This window comes from Actinoallomurus sp. NPDC050550 (assembly GCF_040655075.1).
Classification (GTDB): domain Bacteria; phylum Actinomycetota; class Actinomycetes; order Streptosporangiales; family Streptosporangiaceae; genus Actinoallomurus.
Map to the genome: position 1 here is coordinate 43,248 of NZ_JBFAJC010000009.1, position 17,474 is coordinate 60,721.

Sequence of the window (17,474 nt, forward strand, 5' to 3'; positions counted from 1 at the left end):
CCGGGCCCCGTCAGCCGTAGAAGCGGTAGACCGCTTGGGCGACGCACGCGGGCTTGTCGGCCCCGTCGATCTCGACCGTGAGGTCCACGACCACCTCCACGCCGCCACCCTTCACCTCGGTGACCGAGGCTATCGCGCCGTGCGCCCGGATCTTCGAGCCAACGGGGACGGGGGAGGGGAAGCGGACCCGGTTCAGGCCGAGGTTCACGGCCATCCTGACGCCGGTGACCTCCAGCAGTTCGCTCCAGAGGGGGATGAGCAGCGACAACGTCAGGTAGCCGTGCGCGATCGTGCCTCCGAACGGCCCGTCCTTGGCGCGTTCCTCATCGACGTGGATCCACTGGTGGTCGTCGGTCGCGTCGGCGAAGGTGTTCACCCGGTCCTGGGTGATCTCCATCCACCGGCTGTATCCCAGGTCGGCGCCGGCCTGGGCCTTGATCTCTTCGAGGCCGTTGACGGTGATGGTCACGGGGTCCTTCCCTTTCAACTCGTCGCCGGCCCGCCGTCGGGGCCGCCGTGCGCGGAGCGGATCGCGGGCTTGAGCAGCTTGCCGCTCGGCGTGCGCGGCAGCGTGTCGGCGAACACGACCGACTTGGGGATCTTGTAGCGGGCCAGCCGGCCCTCCAGGTGGGCCAGCAGTTCCTTCTCGTCCGGGGCCGCGCCCGGCTCGGGGACGACGACGGCCCGGCCGACCTCGCCCCAGCGGGCGTCCGCGACGCCGATGACGGCGCAGTCGCGCACCGCCGGGTGCTCGAGCAGGACGTCCTCCACCTCGGCGGGATAGATGTTCTCCCCGCCGGAGATGATCACGTCCTTGAGCCGGTCGACGATCGTGACGTAGCCGTCCTCGTCGGCGCGCGCGACGTCGCCGGTGTGGAACCAGCCGTCGCTGATCGACTCGGCGCTCGCCTGGGGCAGGCCCCAGTACCCCGAGGTGACGTTCGGCCCGTGGACCAGCACCTCGCCGCGCTCGCCGGGCGGAACGTTCCCGCCGAGCGGATCGACGAGGCGCACGTCGGTGAAGAAGTGCGGGACCCCGGCCGACCCCGCCTTGGTCAGGGAGTCGGCCCGGTCGAGGAGCAGCACGCCCGGGGACGTTTCGGTCATCCCGTAGCCCTGGACGAAGGCGAGCCCCCGGTCCAGGTAGGCGCGGATGGTCCGGGCCGGTACGGGCGCGCCCCCGCACAGCAGCGACCGCACGCTGGACAGATCGGCGCCGGTGAACCCGCGGTCGGCGGCGATCTGGTCGTACATCGCGGGCACGCCGAACAGGCAGGTGACGCGATGCCGCGCGATCAGCTCGAGGGTCCGCGCCGCGTCGAAGGACTGCTCCAGCACGACCGTGCCGCCCTTCAGGATCGTCGGCAGGCAGGTCATGTTGAGCGCGGCGGTGTGGAACAGGGGCGCGCTGACCAGCATCACCTCGTCGCCGGCCAGGTCGACGTCGACCAGGACGTTGACGCTGTTCCAGGTGATGTTGCCGTGGGTGAGCACGGCTCCCTTGGGGCGCCCGGTCGTCCCCGAGGTGTACATGATCAGGCAGGGGTCGCCGAGGCCGACCTCCTCGTCGATCGGGTCGGCCGGCGCGCCGTCGGCCAGCGCGTCGTACGGCAGGTCCGCCGGATGCACCGGGTCGCCGACGGCGAGGGTCGCGCGCGGGGCGGCCTCCGCGTGGACGGTGCGCAGCGTCTCGGCGCCGCGGCCGGCGTGCACGAGCACCGAACTGCCGGAGTCGGTGATCTGGTAGACCAGCTCCGGGTCGGCCAGACGGCCGTTGAGCGGCACGAAGACGCACCCGAGGATGCCGGTGGCGAACAGCGTCTCCAGGTACGCCGGATGGTTGGGGCCCAGGTAGGCGACGCGGTCACCGCGCCGCACGCCCCGCGCCCGCAGGACGTGCGCCAGGCGTGTGGCGCGCTCGTGCAGCGCGGCGTAGCTCGTGGCGCGGTCGCCGAAGACCAGCGCCGTCCGGTCCGGGGTCTTACGGGCCCGGCGCGCGGTCCACGAGCCGATGCCTTGGTTGCGCATGGAGGGCTCCTCTCGCCCGACGCGGATCGGGAGCTTCGCCCCGGTCAGTCCTTGCGGAGTCCCAGGAGCCGGGCGGCGTTCTCCTTGAGGATCTTGGGGCGGACCTCGTCCTTGATCGGCAGCTTGGCGAAGTCCGCCAGCCAGCGATCGGGGCTGATCATCGGGTAGTCGGAGCCGAACAGGACCTTGTCCTTCAGCAGCGTGTTGGCGTACTGCACGAGCTGCGGCGGAAAGTACTTCGGCGACCAGCCGGACAGGTCGATGTAGACCTTCGGCTTGTGGGTGGCGACCGCCAGGGCCTCGTCCTGCCACGGGAACGACGGGTGGGCCAGGATGATGGTCAGCCCGGGGAAGTCGACGGCCACGTCGTCCACCTCCATCGGGTTCGAATACTTCAGCCGGATGCCGCCCCCGCCCGGCGCTCCCGCGCCGATGCCCGTCTGCCCGGTGTGGAAGACGGCGGGCACTCCGAGCTCCTCCATCACCTCGTACAGAACGTACGCCCGGCGGTCGTTCGGATGGAACGCCTGCACGTTGGGATGGAACTTGAAGCCCCGCACGCCGTACTCCTCGACCAGCCGCCGTACCTCGCGGACGCCGGCCTTGCCGCGGGCCGGGTCGACGCTCGCGAAGGGGATGATGACGTCCGGGTTGGCGCGGGCGGCCTCGGCGACCTCCTCGTTCGGCACGGGCGGGTGCCCGGTGGCCGACTCGGCGTCCACGGTGAACACCACGGCCGCCATCCGCCGCTCCCGGTAGTACGCGGCGATCTCGGTCAGCGTCGGGTGGCGGTGATCGGTCTTGAAGTACGCGCCGGCGGCGGCGTCCAGGTCGGCGGACAGGGAGTGCTCGCCGCGCTCGGAGACCTCCGCGTGGGTGTGCATGTCGATCGCCGTGACGACGTCCAGGTCGATCATCGTCGTGTCCCGCCCCCTCACAGCGTCGGCGCCGGGATGCCGTACGTCTCCGGATGCTGCCCGACCGACACGGGCCAGGCGGCCGCGATCGCGTCGGCGGTCCAGCCGCCGTCGGTGTAGGCGGCGCTGATCTCCTGCGGGTGGGACCACAGCGAGAGCTTGTCGCCGCCGATGCCGATGGCCTGCCCGGTGACGTCCTTGGAGGCGTCCGAGGCGAGGTAGACGACCAGCCCGGCGCAGTCCTCGGGCGTGCCGAACGCGTACCCCTTGCGCAGCGCGTCCGGCAGCGGCGTGCCGTCGTTCTCGTACGCCTCGACGTGCGGGGCGAACGCCGGGATGGTCCGGGTCATGGCGGTGGCCGCGTTGGGGATCACGGCGTTCGCGGTGATGCCGGCCCGGGCGAGCTCCATCGCCCAGGTGCGCACCATCGCGGCGATGCCGGCCTTGGCCGCGGCGTAATTGGTCTGGCCGAAGTTGCCGCGCTGCCCGGCGGGGGAGCCGGCGACGATGATCCGCCCGCCCTCGCCCTGCTCCCGCATGCGTACGGCCGCGGCGCGGACACAGGTGAACGTCCCGCGCAGGTGCACCTGGAGCACGGTGTCGAAGTCCTCGTCCGACATCTTCCACAGCACCCGGTCGCGCAGCACGCCCGCGTTGGTGACCATCACGTCCAGCCGGCCGAACTCGTCCACGGCCCGGGCGACCAGGGCCTCGGCGGTCTCGGCGGTACCGACCGGGCGCACCTCGGCGACGGCCCGGCCGCCGGCCTCGGTGATCTCCTTGACCGCCGCCTCGGCGGCGTCGGCGTCCACGTCGTTGACCACCACGGCGGCGCCGGCGGCGGCGAGCGCGGAGGCGTAGGCGAGACCGAGGCCGCGGCCGGCGCCGGTGACGACGGCGACCTTGCCGGTGAGATCCATCAGGAGTCCTTTCGCGCGCGGAGCCCGGAGACGTGTCTCCGGCAACGACAAAGCTAGGCAGATATAAGACTGTCGTCAATATGTTGCCCAATGATTGCCCGCGTCGCCGCACGTCCGAGCCGTCCAGCGCCTTACGCTGTCTTGGTGACCCGTACCGATCAGGTCGAACCCGACATGTCCTCGGTCGCCCTCGACGGGGGCGACGTGGCGGAGAGCGCCCCGCGCCCGCAGTCGCTGATGCTCAGCTTCTTCGGCATCCATGTGCTGGGGCGCCAGGTCGCGCTGTCGTCCGCCGGCATCATCGACGTCTTGGCGCGCGTCGGGGTCGGCGAGGACGCCGTACGGTCGACGCTCACCCGGATGGTCCGGCGTGACCTCCTGGAGCGCCACCGGCGCGGCCGCAAGATGTACTTCGGGCTCACGCCGCGCGCCGTCGAGGTGCTGCGCGACGGGCATCGGCGCGTGTGGCAGACCGGCGCCGTCAACCGCGCGTGGGACGGCACCTGGACGATCGTCGGGTTCTCCCTGCCCGACTCCTGGCGCCGCGAGCGGCACGACCTGCGCTCACGCCTGCTGTGGGGCGGGTTCGGGCCGCTGCAGAGCGGCATGTGGGCCGCGCCCGGCCGGGTCGACGTCGCCGCCCTGGTCGAAGGTCTCGGCCTCGACGCCCACCTGAAGGCGTTCCAGGGCGCCGCCGTCGCGCCCACCGAGGCCGCGCGTCTCATCGACGCGGCCTTCGACGTGCCCGGCATCGCCCGCCGCTACCAGGCGTTCCTGTCCCGATGGGACCGGCCGGAACCCGCCGCCGAGGCCGACGACCTGGCCTGCCAGCTGCTGCTGCACACCGACTGGCTCGACCTCGTCCGCCGCGACCCCCACCTGCCCGCCGAGCACCTGCCCGCCGACTGGCCCGCCGTTCGCGCCGAGAAGGTCTTTCACTCCCTCGCCCACCGCTACGAGGAGCCGGCCCGCGCCCGCGCCGCCGAGATCCTCGACGTCGTCGCCCTGAAGTGAGCCGGGCGTACGCCTTCCGGATGCCGGGCGGACCCGGCCTCCGGCCCGGGAACGGGCGGGCTCTGCGCCCGGTCCGAGGTAGGCGTCATCGGACGACTGGGCGTCCGGTCCTGGGCGGCTGAGCACCCGGTCCGGGGGAGGCGTCGTCGGACGACTGGGCGTCCGACCCTGGGCGGCCGAGCACCCGGCCCGGGGGAGGCGCCACGGCCCGGTATTCGGGTCCGGGGCGTCAGCGTGTGGCGTCCTGGGACGGCTCGGCGTCCGTGATCCGCATGATCGAGGGCCTCTCGGTGCCGCGCAGCCCACGGGCCACGTCCTCGGCGTCGCGCAGCACGCGTACGGCGTTCTGCCAGGTCAGCTTGGCGATGTCGGCCTCGCCCCAGCCGCGGCCCAGGAGCTCGGCGATGAGGTTCGGATAGCCGGACACGTCCTCCAGCCCCGCCGGGGTGAACGCGGTGCCGTCATAGTCGCCGCCGATGCCGATGTGGTCGATCCCCGCCACCTCGCGCATGTGGTCCAGGTGGTCGGCCACGGTCGCGGCCGTCGCGACCGGCCGCGGATTCGCAGCCTCGTACGCCCGCTGCACCTCCATCGCCTCCGGCGTCGTGTCCAGCGGGTGCAGGCCCTGCGCGCGCATGTTCTCGTCGGCCGCCCGCGTCCACGCGATGGCCTCGGGCAGCACGAACTTCGGCACGAACGTCGCCATCGCCACGCCGCCGTTCGCGGGCAGCCGCTCCAGCACGTCGTCGGGGATGTTGCGCGGATGGTCGCACACCGCCCGCGAGGAGGAGTGCGAGAAGACGACCGGCGCCCGGCTGACCCGCAAAGCGTCCCGCATCGTGTCGGCGGACACGTGAGACAGGTCCACCAGCATGCCGAGCCGGTTCATCTCCCGCACGACCTCCTCGCCGAACGCGGTGAGGCCGTGCGCGGCCGGTTCGTCGGTGGCCGAGTCCGCCCACGGGGTGTTGTCGTTGTGGGTGAGCGTCATGTAGCGGACGCCCAGCGCGTACAGCGCCCGAAGCGTCGCCAGGGAGCAGGCGATCGAGTGCCCGCCCTCCGCGCCCAGCAGCGAGGCGATGCGTCCCTCCGCCCGGGCCGCCTCCACGTCGTCGGCCGTGAGGGCGAGCCGCAGTTGATCGGGGTAATGCTCCACCAGCGCCCGTACACAGTCGATCTGCTCCAGCGTGGCGCTGACGGCCGCGTCGCCCGCCAGGTCCGACGGCACGTACACCGACCAGAACTGCGCCCCCACCCCGCCCGCGCGCATCCGGGGCAGGTCGGTGTGCAGGAAGGCCGACTGGTCGACTGCGACGTCACGGCGGTCCAGGTCGTACGCGACCTGCTCGCGCAGCGCCCAGGGAAGGTCGTTGTGACCGTCCACCACGGGGTGTTCGGCCAGCAGCGCGCGAGCGCGTTCCACCATGGCCGGATCGGCGACATAAGTCATTGCTGTCCTGCGCCCTCACTGTGCTCGGGTGATCGTTTACTCCTGCTCCAAGCCTAAGCGGGAGACCGGCCGGGAGGTGGACGCGGTGGGACCATCCGGCGTCTCCGCTGCTCTCGGGCGACATCCACCACCGGTCGCGGCTTAAGAGCAAACAAACGTTAGTGGTGATCTTGTAAAAAATGATCTTGGTTGCGAGACTTGCGGCGTCGGAGGGGGGCGGCTTCCGAACGAAAGGTGTTGGAGATGCGCATCCGCAAGCTCACGGCGAGGGCAGCGGTCCTGGCGACCGGCCTGGTGGCGCTCGCACCGGTGACCGCGAACGCCGCGACGCCGAACAGCGGGCAGACGATCAGGCCGATGACCATCAACGTCGCCAAGGACGGCCACGTCGAGCTGATCGTGCACCGCAAGGGCCGGTATGTCTACGCCGCGACCGTTCAGGTGCTGGGCCCTCTGATGGGCACGGTCAAGCTGGAGTACACCACGTCGAGGGGCGGCACCAAGACCCACAACCGGCTCTGTGACCAGGGCGGTGCCACCATCTGTGCCTGGCAGTTCCAGGTGAAGAAGACCTACAAGAAGGGCACCGTCCTCGCGGGCGGCGCCAAGTGGAACGGCAAGTGGATCGGCATCCCCGAGTACATCCTGAAGTGAACTCTCGGGCGGCTCCGCGGAGCCGCTGCGGGGCGGCGTCCAGCGGACTGAGATCCCGGCTCATGCGCACGTACCCGTAATCCGCGTCCTCCTTTTCGACACCCGCGCCCGACGGCCCGTCGGCTCAGCATGCCCCCGGCCGTCGGGCGCGAGCATTTGCGGCAGACCGCCACCCGGTGCCGGTGATCTGCGGCGCGAGATTCCTTTTGGGGCCATCCAGGGGTGCTTCGAGGGAAATGCGGCTTTATTTCGGCCGCATTCGTGTATCGACTTCACCGTTATTTTTGCGTTTCCTGAACGGTCGTCGCTGGCGAATTCAATGGAATGCGCGGTAGCTTTCGATCGGCCTATCCGGGTGAGGCGATGCGCGGTGGAATGTTTTATCGCCGTGCGTGGCACCCTGCCCTGAAGGCGGCTCATATCCGGCTACATCCATCGCGAGACGACATGAAATCGCCGCACGGTGGGAAATGGGGACGAGAATGAAGATCCGCGTTGCCGTGGGCGTGGTGGCCCTGTTGTGCTGCGGGACGATCGGATTCGCGCGAGGCGGCGACGCCGCGACGACGGATGGGCACGACGCCCCCTCGACGGTCGCCGCACCGCCCGACGCCCGGCGTGCGGACGGGCACGTCCGTCTCGCCGACGCCCTGCGGGCGCGGTCCGGGGGCACGGAGCGCGCTCAGCAGCCCACCTATCTCGGCCGGTTCCGGATTCACAGTTCCTTCAACAACCGGTGCCTCGACGCGGACCTGGGCACCATCAACGGAAACGGCACCAAGGTTCAGCTGTGGGACTGCATCGCCGCCAACAGGAACCAGTGGTGGTACGCATGGGGTTATGGCACCTATATCCGGTTCCAGAATGTCTACAGCGGGCGTTTCCTGGACGCCGATCTCGGCACGATCAACGCGAACGGCACCAAGGTTCAGCTGTGGGACTTCATCAGCGGCAACAAGAACCAGTGGTGGCCGGTCATCAACTACGGCTCCTACTCGCGGATCGTCAGTTCATTCAGCAACCGGTACCTCGACGCGGATCTCGGCACGATCAACGCGAACGGCACCAAGGTTCAGCTGTGGGACTTCGTCAGCGGCAACCGGAACCAGTGGTGGTGGTTCGAGGGCTTCTAGCCGCCGCCTCGCGGTAGCGCCGTGAGCGCTCCGTCACCGGCCGGCCGAGTGGCCAAGAGGCCGGCCGGTGACGGGCGCATCGGCGAGGAGCCCCGCTCAGTGCCCCGCGTGGGTGTCGGCGGCGGCGCGGAGCAGATCCACGAACGCGGACAGCGCGGGCCGATCGGCGAGCGGCTCCTTCACCACGACGAAGATGGACCGGACCGGCGTGGGCCGGATGATCGGAACGCACGCCACCGCGCTGGCGGGCAGCAGCCCGAGCGCGAGCCGTGGCACCACGGTCACGCCGAGGCCGGTCGCGACGAAGGCCGCCGCGGCCACGTAGTCGTGGGCCTCCACCACGAAGTCGGGCGTAAAGCCGGCCGCACCACACGCCTCGATGACCGTCTCCCGGCAGAGCGTGGTCGGCCACTCGTTGTCGATCCACTGCTCGCCGCTCAGCGCGCCCAGCTCGACGGTCTCCTCGGTGGCGAGCGGGTGGCCGGGCGGCAGGACCGCCACGAACGGATCGTCCAGCAGGTGGACGGCCCGCAACCCCGCGGGCACCTGGACCGTGTCGTCCATCACCATGATCTCGGCGTCACCCGCCTCACCGGTCAGGCCCTTGCCCAGCCGGAGCTCCAGGCGCACATCGGGAAAGCGTCCGTCGAACTCGGCGACGATGGGCGGGATGAGCACGGCCCCGGCGGTGGCGAAGTAACGCACGATCAGCCGCCGCGACTTGCCCACCCGCAGGTCGGACAGGGCGGTCTCCGCCTCGGCGATCTGCCGCTGGATCCGCCGGGCGTGCGAGGCGAGGAGCCGACCCTCCTCGGTAGGGCGGACGCCCCTGCCGTGACGCTCCAGCAGCAGAGCGCCGGTCTCGCGCTGCAGCGCCGCGATGTGCTGGCTGATCGCCGAGGGCGTGTAGCCGAGGTGGGTGGCGGCCGCCTGGATGGAGCCGGTCTCCACGACGGAACGGAGTACCACGAGGCGGTGAACGTCGAGCATGAGCGCACAATGTAGTGCCACTTAAGCGTCCGTCAGAAATCATCGCTTGTGCTGTCGTTTCGGGAGCGCCCAGAATCCACCGCATGAGCAGCGAGAAGATCCTTCGTCTGGGTGTCATCGGCCTGGGCGCGATGGGGTCCGAGATGCTGGACGTGGCGGCGCGCCACCCGGAGTTCGACGTCGTGATGGCCGCCGACCCCAGCGCGCCGGCGCTCGACCGGGCCCGGGCGGCGCACCCGGCCGTCACCTACGTCGCAGAGCCGGAGCGGCTGCTCGACGACGAGGGGCTCGACGCCGTCTACATCGCCTCGCCGCCCGCCACACACGCCGCCTTCGCCGTACGAGCCATGAAGACGGGCAAGGCGGTATTCGCCGAGAAGCCGCTCGCGATCGACCTGGCCGAGGGCGAGGAGATGGTGGCGGTGGCGGCGGAGACCGGTGCGGTGAACGCGCTGAACTTCGTGCTGTCCGACCGGAGCGCCGCGCTGGCGGTCGCCCGGGCCGTCCGGAACGGTGGGGCCGGGACGGTGCTCGGCGTGGAGATGCGGTTCGGATTCCCCGAGTGGCCGCGGTCGTTCCAACGGGACGCTCACTGGGTGGCGGGGCGTGCCCAGGGCGGGTTCCTTCGCGAGGTCGCCTCCCACTACCTGTTCCTCACCGACCGGCTGCTCGGCGCGCTCTCACCCGTGCACACGCGGGTGGCGTACGGCCCGGCCGGCGAGGACACCGCCACGGGCCTGTTCCTCGCGGGCGACGTGCCGGTGCGGTTGTCCGGACAGGTCGCCGCCGGCCCGGAGACCTACGAGTGGACGCTTTACGGGAGCGACCGGTCGTATCGCATCACCGACTGGGCGGAACTGTGGGTCGGTGAGTCGTCCGGCTGGACATGCGTGGAGCCGGACGGGCCGCGCGGCAGTGAGGAGACCCGCCTGAGCGAGTTCGCGCGGGCCGTCCGGGGAGCCGAGCACACTCTGGCCGACTTCGCCGCCGGCCTGCGGGTTCAGCGCATCGTCGAGCACTTCCACAGCGCACCGCACGCGCCGCTCGCATGACCACGGCGTGGTCGGCGCGATCGACGGTGTCGTGCGCATCCGGAGCGCTACTGCGTGACACCGTAGCCGTGCGCTCTCGTGCCCACGCCGGTGGCGTCACACCCTCAAGCAGCGGCGGTGGTCGCCGCAGGCGGGCGCACCATGAAGACGTCGATCGGGTCCTGGGCCTCCACGACGAATCCGTGTCGCTCGTAGAGCCGACGGGCGGCACTGCCCTGCAAGACGTTCAAGGCCACGGTCATGCCCTGCGCGTCCGTCCGCTCCAGCACCGCACGCAGGACGGCGGATCCCAGCCCTCGCCCCTGATGGCGCGGAGCGAGATAGAAGTGCTCCAGCCACTGCCTGCCGTCGGCGGGACGGACCGTGACGCATCCCGCGAGTTCGCGGTCGATCATGATGATCGACGTGTACTGCGGGGAGAAGGAGTCCCGCAGCCGCTGCCGTACCCGGTGCTCGTCGTAGCGCCCAAGGCGTTCCAGATCCGCACGCATGACCGTGGCCCGCAACTCCGCGATCACCTCGACGTCCGCCGCGACCGCGGAACGCAGCGCCCACCCGGCCGTACGCGCCGACGTGCTCCCAGGCACGGCTTCCTCGGATTGCCCACCGTTCCCCATCACGCCGGCTCACCTTCCCAGTCGGCCCTGGTCAGCGCGTACTCGACCACGCCATGCTCGAAGCCCTCGATCGCGTCCAACTCGTCGCGGTGGAAGGTGCGTACGAGGGTCAGGCCGGCCTTCTCCATCACGCGCCGGGAGCCGAGATTGACCGTCATCGTCTCTGCGACCACCCGCTCCACCCCCAACTCGGTGAAACCCTTGCGGATCAGTGCGCGCGACCCCTCGGTGGCGTAACCCTTGCCCCAGGCGGACCTGCGCAGCCGATAGCCGAGCTCGATCTCGCCGTCACGTGGTTCGCTCACGTTCGGCCGGAAGTGGAACCAGCCCAGAAACCGCTCGGTGGCCTTCTCCTGCGCCACCCAGAACCCGAAACCTTCGAACCGCTCGTAGTAGTCGAGAAACCGCGGGATCCGGTCACGGATCTCCTCGCGAGGAGTCGGCCTGCCACCGGTGAGGAAGCGCATGACCTCAGGGTCACTGTCGAGCTCGACCAGATTGTCCTCGTCGCCCTCGGTGAAACGGCGCAGCGTCAAGCGGCTGGTCTCCAGGAAGATCGACATTTCTCGATTATCGCGTGTCCGAGACCGCGTGCTCGCACCGCGGTCGCGACCGCCATCGTCCGGTCAGCGCTGGGCGACGTCTCGGAACACGACCCAGCGCATGACGCTGTACATATAGACCGCCTCGCACAGGCCCGCGATGATCCGGGCCAGATGGTACTCCAGGCCCAGCCAGGCGAGGCCGGCGCCGACGCCGAAAATGAACGCGACGTAGTTGATTCCGATGGCCACCAGATACAAGACGACCTGCGGCCCGGCCGGGGCGTGCGAACGGAAATTGAGGCGGCGGTTCAACAGGAAGCTCAGCCCGAACGCCAGCAGATAGGCCGAGGTGATGGCCAGCGGCAACGGCCAGCCGAAGGCACTACGGAACACCGTCAGCAGTCCGAGGTCGATCGTGAACGTCAGCCCGTTGATGAGCGCATAACCCAGGAAGCTGGCCGCGACGACGCGGGACAGGCCGAAGGGCAACCTACGCACGACGACGACCATGAACGCCTGGAAGCGCCCCTGGCCCGCACCGGTGACGGCGTGACCGGCAGCCTTGGACCGCTGGTCCTGGGCGGCGGAGACGGCCGTGTCATCGCGAAGGCTCACCAACAGAACTCCCTGAACGTAGTGGCTCTAGACACGCTAGAGGCCTCCGGTCAGCCGCACCTCAACTCCAAGAACGATTTGGGGTCCGCCGCAGGACGTAGGCCACCGCAGACCTTTGGGACGGCGGTCAGCCGATCGGCATGGTGACGGCGATGGGCCAGGCCAGCAGGACGCCGCCGACGATGGCGGTCAGCCATACCGGTGCCCGGAGTGCGCGCAGGGCGGCGGCCTGGACGCCCTGCCAGACCAGCAACGCGGCGAGGAGCGGCGCCACCAGCAGGACGAGCGCCGGGGCGATGCCCAGGAGGCCGGCCACGCCCAGGCCGGCCAGCGCGCCGGCGGCGGTCCAGGCGTGGATCATCGTCGCGGCGAGCCGGTCGTACCCGGCGCACAGCGCCTCGACTCCGCCGAAGGTCGCGGCGGCGCACGCGGCGACCGCGATGAGGGCCCAGGGCCGCGGGCCGACGGGGACGGCGTGCGCCCAGCCCAGCTGCGCCGGGACGGCGAAGGACACCACCGTCAGCAGGACCAGGGCGACGGCCGCCCCGGCGGTCACCGGCCACGCGCGCCCGCCGCCGCTTCCCACGCCGCCGCTTCCCACGCCGCCGCTTCCCACGCCGCCGCTTCCCACGCCGCCGCTTCCCACGCCGCCGTTTCCGGCGTCGGCACGTCTGGCGAACAGTGCGACGGCCAGTGTCACGACGCCGATGACGCCGAAGAACCCGGCGAGCGGACCGGCCACGGCGAGCGGCAGCAGGTGCCGGGGGATCACCGCCATCGCCGCCACGGCCGTCAGGACGGCGCCCGCCGGGACACCGAGCGCGAGGGGGAGCGGGAGCCGGCGGCGGTCGCGGCCCGGCCCTGCGGGCCGCCTCAGGAGAACGGAGGCGATCGCGCCGAAGCTCAGTACGGCCGCCAGATGCAGCAGCATCGCCGATCCGGCGCGCTGCACGGGCCGGATGCCCACCCCGTGGCCGCCGGTGGCGGAGTGGCCGAAGGACGCGTCGAACCAGTCCGCGACCTCACGGTGGGTGCGCGGGCTGAAGAGCACACTGACGTGTTCGACACCGCCGACGAGCACCGCACGGCGGGCGGTCCCGGCTCGCGGATCGCCGTACGTCGCTCCGGCGCGCCCCTGCGGAAAGGCGGCCCGCAGCATGTCGACGGCGCCCTCGCGGTATCCCGGGAACTCCAGGCCGCCGGCGAGCAGGAGCAGGTCCCGGGGGCGCGACGCGGAGCCGGTCGGCGACATCAGCCCCTGGGAGACGGCCACGGTGGCGCGGATGTCCGGATGCGCGGTGGCATACCGCAGGACCGCGGCGGCGCCCATCGAGTGACCGAGGAGGCCGATCCGCGCACCGTCCACCCAGGGCATGGCCCGCAGATGCCCGACGGCGACGTCCAGGTCGCGGGCGAGCCGCGCGTCGGCGGCCGGGCCGTCTCCGGCGTCGGGCAGCCGTTCGGTGTTCGCGCCACCGCCGGCGAGGTCGACCAGCTCCACCGCGTATCCGCGGTGTGTGAGGGTGTCCGCGAGGCCCCGCATGAGCTGCTTGCTCGCGGCGAGACCGTGCGCGACCACCACACCGGGGAGCCGGCCCGTCGTTCCCGTGGGCCGGACGACCTCGACCGGCACTCCGGCCACCACGGCGGAGCTCCGCTCGATGCCCCGGTCCGCCGTGGCCAGGCCCACGACCCCGACCGCCGCGGACACCAGGGAGATCAGCAAGGCCACGACGCGGAGCGGCGTGAGAACCGGTCGGTCCGCTCGCGCGCGGTCCGCTTCGGCCGCCTGCCGACGCGGCCCCACGTCTTCCTTGATCTCCAAAGTCCGTCCTCTGCCGATCGAGCGCCCCCCGCTGCCCGGGCACCTGGAGGAACAGTTGCCCATGATCCGGCTCGTCGGAGGACGCGGAACCTATATTCGTCGCTTTATGACGCCTCGGTCGGGTCGGGAGGTTCGAGGCTGCCGGAGCCAGGTAGCCGGTGAGCAACGAGCGTGAAGAGCGCGCGCCGGCTTCACACGCTCTTGCCGGTGAGTGGATACGCCATGATGGTCCGGTGATATCGCCTGGCGTGTCGACGACCGACTACCACACCGCTGGGGAACCGTTCCGAATCGTGGCGGACCCGCCGGTGGCGCTGCCCGGGGTCACCGTCGCGGACCGGCGGATGCGCGCGCTGAACAGCCCGGACGCCCAAGGGCTACGGGAACTGCTGTGCTTCGAGCCGCGCGGGCACGCCGACATGTACGGCGGATTCCTGGTACCTCCGGACGACGAGGGCGCCGACCTGGGCGTGCTGTTCTGGCACAAGGACGGCTTCTCCACCGCCTGCGGGCACGGCACCATCGCCCTCGGCGTCTGGGCGGTGGACACCGGGCTGGTGCAGGCTCCGCGGGACGGCACCGTCGACGTCGTCATCGACGTCCCGTCGGGGCGGGTCACCGCGCGCGTGCACCGCGACAGCGGGCGCACCGTGGCCGTCGACTTCATCAACGTGCCCAGCTACGTGCTCGCCCGCGACATCACGCTGAGCACATCCCGCGGCGACGTCGCCGTCACCGTCAGCTACGGCGGGGCCATCTACGCCGGCATCGACGCCACCAGCGTCGGCCTGGCCGTGAGTCCGTCGCACTACCGAGACCTCATCACCATCGGCCGCGAGGTCAAATCGATGCTGGACGACAGCGAGCACGCCGTACATCCCAGCGATCCCCGGCTCGGCGGGATCTACGGCACGATCCTGTACGAGGACTTCGGTACCGTCGACGGCCAGGTGCACCAGCGCAACGTGACGGTCTTCGCCGACGGTGAGGTCGACCGCTCACCCTGCGGATCCGGCACCTGCGCCCGGCTGGCCGTCCTCGCCGAGCAGGGCCGCGTGGCGCCGGCGGGTCCGACCCTGCGCCACGAGTCGATCGTCGGGTCCCTGTTCACCGGCACCGTCGTGGCCACCACCACTGCCGCCGGCCGCCCGGCCGTCGTCCCGCAGGTCACCGGCATGGCCTACCGGACCGGTGAGCACACGTTCGTCGTCGACTCCGCCGACCCGCTGCTCCCCGGGTTCGTGCTCCGGTGAACGCCCCGCTGGTCCTCGACGCCGACGCGGTGCGCGCCGCCTGCGGCCCCGTCGACGCCGTCGAGGCGATCACCGCTGCCCTCGTCTCCGGACTCGACCCCGCCGCCGACCTGCCCCGCCACGCCGTTCCCCTGGGCGCGGGCCAGTTCCTGCTCATGCCGTCGGAGAGTTCTCGCTCGGGGGCACACGTGGGGATCAAGGTGGCGACCGTGGCGCCCGGCAATCCCGCCCGAGGCCTTCCGCGCATCCAGGCGTCCTACCTGCTCTTCGACGCGGACTCCCTCAACCTGGTCGCGGTGCTCGACGGCACGGCGCTGACCGCGCTGCGCACGCCCGCGGTGTCCGTGGCGGCCGTTCGACCGCGGTTGCTGGCCGCATCCGGCCCCCTGCGACTGGCGGTATTCGGCGCCGGACCCCAGGCGCACGGGCACGTCGCGACCCTGGCCGCAGCACTGACACCGCACAGGTCGCTCGAGACCGTGACTCACATCGTCCGAGACACCCGGGCCAAGCCCGCCGACGGCGCGGACGTCGTCGCCCTGAACAGCCCGCAGGCAGACGACGTGCTACGCGCAGCGGACGTCATAGTATGCGCCACCTCGGCCCGGACCCCCCTGTTCGACGCCGATCTGGTCCTCGACACCGCCGTCGTCATCGCCGTCGGCTCCCACGAACCGGACGCCCGGGAGGTCCCCGCCGCGCTGTGTGCCCGCGCCACGGTCGTCGTCGAAGACATCGCCACCGCACTCCGTGAGGCCGGCGACGTCTGCCTGGCGCTTCACGAAGGCGCCCTGCAAACGCAAGAACTCGTGCCGATGCGCGACGTCGTCACCGGGCACACCAGCCCCGCGTCCGACCGTCCGCTGCTGTTCAAGAGCGTCGGCATGTCCTGGCAGGACCTCGTCACCGCCGAGGCCGTCCTGGCCAGAGCCGGCTGACCCTGCCGCTCGGACATCGCGACAGGTAGGTCAGGGGATGTCGATCCGGACCAGATAGCCGACGAACGCCAGCTCATCGCGTGCCGGCGTCCAGCCGTCGGCCGAAGTCACCGCGCTGATTGCGGCCGAGCCCGCCACGGGATAAAGCGTCCGTGACTCCCCTCCCGGCCGTGGCGCATACCGGCAGTGCACCGCGGTAATCCGGCTGACTTTTGCCCGCGTGACCGGGGTCTCCTCCGACAGGCCGCCATGGTGCTCTTCCGCGGCGTCCACCGTGCCCGCGACACCGCTGCCGAGGACCGATGCCAGCCACCCTGATTCCACTTCGCGAAGTGTCCAGGACACCTCCGAACCGACCGTGAACGGTTCACCGCAGCACTGCATCTGCCAGCTATCGACCCAAACGGTCATCTCCACGGAACGAGTCTGCCCGACCGCGCTCAGCTTCTCGACCCGGTATCCGCTCATGCCGCTGGGGTCCGACAGTCCCTGCGGCCTGTGGTGCGCGTGCCAAGCGCTACGCATCGCCGACGACGGGCACCGGTCGAACGCATCCGGGAGCCGTGACCGGAGACGAGGCGGTTGATCGACGGCCGAGCGCCTTCCCACCACCCGTGTGAGGAGATCAGGTGAGTCCGGCCTTCGTCTCGTCGAGACGGTAGTGGAGACGTAGGACGGCCAGGGACCACAAGGTCAGGGTGTGGTCGGTGCGCAGGATGCCTTCGGTGTCGACGAAGACGTGGAACCTCTCGTGCACGGGGATACGCCGGGCCCGGATGGGAGAGACGTCTCCTCGGTCGACGACCAGGTAGGCGCCGTCGTCGCCCCAGCGGCCGGCGGGCGAGATCAGGGTCAGGCCGCCGCCCGCCGTGACCTCGGGGCGCAAGAGCACGACCAGTCGTCCGTTGGGCAGCGGGAACACCACCCGGACGCTGGGCCGCCGCCGGCCGGGCAGGGCGACGTGCTGGTACCAGCCGCTGAACACCGTCGCGCCGTTCGCCCGGAGCCGTCGTCGCCAGGAGGTGCCGATCAGCCGCCCGTCGGCACCGACCACGGGTGTGAGCTCGCTGCTCATCCCGTGGGCAACGTCCAGCGGCCGCAGCGGCAGGCTCAGCTGCTGGAGCCGACGGGCGAACAGCGCCGAGATCAGCCAGCCGAACGGCCACGCGAGAGGCGACCACTGCGACCAGAGTTCGAGCCGCCAGCGGGCGGTGTGCTCGTAGAAGTTCCGTACCTCGGGGAGGAGCTCACCGGAGTCGAAGCCGGGCCCGTCCAGCGACGTCACCGACCGCAGGAGTCCCGCGTCGTGCTCGCCGTTCAGCATTCGGCCGTCGTGCCGCACGGCCTCCCGCGTGAGCCAGGAGTCGCCGACCTGATCGCGGCCACCGCGAGGGCCGTCGAGCCAGGGCTCGGCTCGGAGGTCGACCCGCCGCCCGGTCGAGCGCACCCACTGCTGTGTCCACCGGTCGACCAACCGTCCCGCTGTATCCGTCACAGGCCGAGGTTACGTACGACGGACGATC

18 protein-coding genes are annotated in these 17,474 nt (G+C 71.0%); 6 read left to right on the plus strand and 12 right to left on the minus strand.

Annotation, left to right across the window (positions count from 1 at the left end):
• Window positions 1–10: 10 nt before the first annotated feature.
• Genes AB0I04_RS14855 through AB0I04_RS14870 form a run of 4 tightly spaced genes read right to left on the minus strand, consistent with a single transcriptional unit; the run spans window position 11 to window position 3,865 of the window.
• Window positions 11–469: a MaoC family dehydratase gene (locus tag AB0I04_RS14855; RefSeq protein WP_360884010.1), complete on the minus strand. Its 459-nt coding sequence runs from the start codon at window positions 467–469 to the stop codon at window positions 11–13.
• Between the two features lie 14 nt (window positions 470–483).
• Entirely contained in the window at window positions 484–2,028 is a 1,545-nt protein-coding gene (locus AB0I04_RS14860; protein WP_360884013.1) for a long-chain fatty acid--CoA ligase, read from the minus strand.
• 44 nt (window positions 2,029–2,072) lie between these two features.
• On the minus strand, window positions 2,073–2,945 hold the full coding sequence (locus AB0I04_RS14865; RefSeq protein ID WP_360884016.1) for an amidohydrolase family protein: 873 nt from the start codon (window positions 2,943–2,945) through the stop codon (window positions 2,073–2,075).
• 17 nt (window positions 2,946–2,962) lie between these two features.
• A complete protein-coding gene (locus AB0I04_RS14870; protein WP_360884019.1) occupies window positions 2,963–3,865 on the minus strand; it encodes an SDR family oxidoreductase in 903 nt (300 codons plus the stop codon).
• A 144-nt stretch (window positions 3,866–4,009) separates the two neighbouring features.
• Here AB0I04_RS14870 and AB0I04_RS14875 point away from each other — a divergent pair, with 144 nt between their 5' ends.
• A complete protein-coding gene (locus tag AB0I04_RS14875) occupies window positions 4,010–4,879 on the plus strand; it encodes a PaaX family transcriptional regulator C-terminal domain-containing protein (RefSeq protein ID WP_360884021.1) in 870 nt (289 codons plus the stop codon).
• Between the two features lie 229 nt (window positions 4,880–5,108).
• Here AB0I04_RS14875 and AB0I04_RS14880 read toward each other — a convergent pair whose 3' ends face one another.
• Window positions 5,109–6,329 carry a dipeptidase gene (locus tag AB0I04_RS14880; protein WP_360884023.1) on the minus strand — a complete coding sequence of 407 codons (1,221 nt, stop codon included), beginning with the start codon at window positions 6,327–6,329 and terminating at the stop codon, window positions 5,109–5,111.
• Between the two features lie 243 nt (window positions 6,330–6,572).
• On the opposite strand from AB0I04_RS14880, the gene AB0I04_RS14885 reads away from it, so the two are divergent.
• Both AB0I04_RS14885 and AB0I04_RS14890 read left to right on the plus strand, forming a co-directional pair.
• On the plus strand, window positions 6,573–6,983 hold the full coding sequence (locus AB0I04_RS14885; protein WP_360884025.1) for a hypothetical protein: 411 nt from the start codon (window positions 6,573–6,575) through the stop codon (window positions 6,981–6,983).
• Window positions 6,984–7,465: 482 nt separating this feature from the next.
• The gene (locus AB0I04_RS14890) at window positions 7,466–8,116 is read left to right on the plus strand and encodes an RICIN domain-containing protein (protein WP_360884027.1); all 651 of its coding nucleotides are present in this window, start codon (window positions 7,466–7,468) and stop codon (window positions 8,114–8,116) included.
• Window positions 8,117–8,212: 96 nt separating this feature from the next.
• On the opposite strand, the gene AB0I04_RS14895 is transcribed toward AB0I04_RS14890, so the two are convergent.
• Complete coding sequence (locus AB0I04_RS14895; RefSeq protein ID WP_360884030.1) at window positions 8,213–9,106, minus strand: LysR family transcriptional regulator; 894 nt, start codon at window positions 9,104–9,106, stop codon at window positions 8,213–8,215.
• An 83-nt stretch (window positions 9,107–9,189) separates the two neighbouring features.
• Here AB0I04_RS14895 and AB0I04_RS14900 point away from each other — a divergent pair, with 83 nt between their 5' ends.
• The gene (locus AB0I04_RS14900; protein WP_360884033.1) at window positions 9,190–10,158 is read left to right on the plus strand and encodes a Gfo/Idh/MocA family oxidoreductase; all 969 of its coding nucleotides are present in this window, start codon (window positions 9,190–9,192) and stop codon (window positions 10,156–10,158) included.
• A gap of 104 nt (window positions 10,159–10,262) precedes the next feature.
• Here AB0I04_RS14900 and AB0I04_RS14905 read toward each other — a convergent pair whose 3' ends face one another.
• The 4 genes from AB0I04_RS14905 to AB0I04_RS14920 all read right to left on the minus strand — a co-directional run bounded on the left by AB0I04_RS14905 (window position 10,263) and on the right by AB0I04_RS14920 (window position 13,760).
• Entirely contained in the window at window positions 10,263–10,745 is a 483-nt protein-coding gene (locus AB0I04_RS14905) for a GNAT family N-acetyltransferase (protein WP_360884036.1), read from the minus strand.
• Between the two features lie 29 nt (window positions 10,746–10,774).
• Entirely contained in the window at window positions 10,775–11,338 is a 564-nt protein-coding gene (locus AB0I04_RS14910; RefSeq protein ID WP_360884039.1) for a GNAT family N-acetyltransferase, read from the minus strand.
• A 63-nt stretch (window positions 11,339–11,401) separates the two neighbouring features.
• On the minus strand, window positions 11,402–11,935 hold the full coding sequence (locus tag AB0I04_RS14915; protein WP_360884041.1) for a GtrA family protein: 534 nt from the start codon (window positions 11,933–11,935) through the stop codon (window positions 11,402–11,404).
• Window positions 11,936–12,062: 127 nt separating this feature from the next.
• Window positions 12,063–13,760: an alpha/beta fold hydrolase gene (locus AB0I04_RS14920; protein ID WP_360884044.1), complete on the minus strand. Its 1,698-nt coding sequence runs from the start codon at window positions 13,758–13,760 to the stop codon at window positions 12,063–12,065.
• Between the two features lie 248 nt (window positions 13,761–14,008).
• On the opposite strand from AB0I04_RS14920, the gene AB0I04_RS14925 reads away from it, so the two are divergent.
• Together AB0I04_RS14925 and AB0I04_RS14930 are read left to right on the plus strand one after the other, a co-directional pair.
• A complete protein-coding gene (locus tag AB0I04_RS14925) occupies window positions 14,009–15,013 on the plus strand; it encodes a proline racemase family protein (RefSeq protein WP_360884047.1) in 1,005 nt (334 codons plus the stop codon).
• Window positions 15,010–15,951, plus strand: a complete 942-nt coding sequence (locus AB0I04_RS14930) for an ornithine cyclodeaminase family protein (protein WP_360884050.1) — start codon at window positions 15,010–15,012, stop codon at window positions 15,949–15,951. Before AB0I04_RS14925 ends, AB0I04_RS14930 begins: the two co-directional genes overlap by 4 nt.
• 30 nt (window positions 15,952–15,981) lie before the next feature.
• On the opposite strand, the gene AB0I04_RS14935 is transcribed toward AB0I04_RS14930, so the two are convergent.
• Window positions 15,982–16,419 carry a DUF6578 domain-containing protein gene (locus AB0I04_RS14935; protein ID WP_360884053.1) on the minus strand — a complete coding sequence of 146 codons (438 nt, stop codon included), beginning with the start codon at window positions 16,417–16,419 and terminating at the stop codon, window positions 15,982–15,984.
• A gap of 157 nt (window positions 16,420–16,576) precedes the next feature.
• Window positions 16,577–17,446 (minus strand): hypothetical protein, encoded by an 870-nt coding sequence (locus tag AB0I04_RS14940; protein ID WP_360884055.1) that lies wholly within the window; start codon window positions 17,444–17,446, stop codon window positions 16,577–16,579.
• Window positions 17,447–17,474: the final 28 nt, after the last annotated feature.

Bases quoted from the DNA above. Each gene is read 5' to 3' on its own strand.
- AB0I04_RS14860 (WP_360884013.1), bottom strand. From the start codon at position 2,028: ATGCGCAACCAAGGCATCGGCTCGTGGACCGCGCGCCGGGCCCGTAAG.
- AB0I04_RS14865 (WP_360884016.1), bottom strand. From the start codon at position 2,945: ATGATCGACCTGGACGTCGTCACGGCGATCGACATGCACACCCACGCG.
- AB0I04_RS14870 (WP_360884019.1), bottom strand. From the start codon at position 3,865: ATGGATCTCACCGGCAAGGTCGCCGTCGTCACCGGCGCCGGCCGCGGC.
- AB0I04_RS14880 (WP_360884023.1), bottom strand. From the start codon at position 6,329: ATGACTTATGTCGCCGATCCGGCCATGGTGGAACGCGCTCGCGCGCTG.
- AB0I04_RS14885 (WP_360884025.1), top strand. From the start codon at position 6,573: ATGCGCATCCGCAAGCTCACGGCGAGGGCAGCGGTCCTGGCGACCGGC.
- AB0I04_RS14890 (WP_360884027.1), top strand. From the start codon at position 7,466: ATGAAGATCCGCGTTGCCGTGGGCGTGGTGGCCCTGTTGTGCTGCGGG.
- AB0I04_RS14895 (WP_360884030.1), bottom strand. From the start codon at position 9,106: ATGCTCGACGTTCACCGCCTCGTGGTACTCCGTTCCGTCGTGGAGACC.
- AB0I04_RS14900 (WP_360884033.1), top strand. From the start codon at position 9,190: ATGAGCAGCGAGAAGATCCTTCGTCTGGGTGTCATCGGCCTGGGCGCG.
- AB0I04_RS14910 (WP_360884039.1), bottom strand. From the start codon at position 11,338: ATGTCGATCTTCCTGGAGACCAGCCGCTTGACGCTGCGCCGTTTCACC.
- AB0I04_RS14935 (WP_360884053.1), bottom strand. From the start codon at position 16,419: ATGAGCGGATACCGGGTCGAGAAGCTGAGCGCGGTCGGGCAGACTCGT.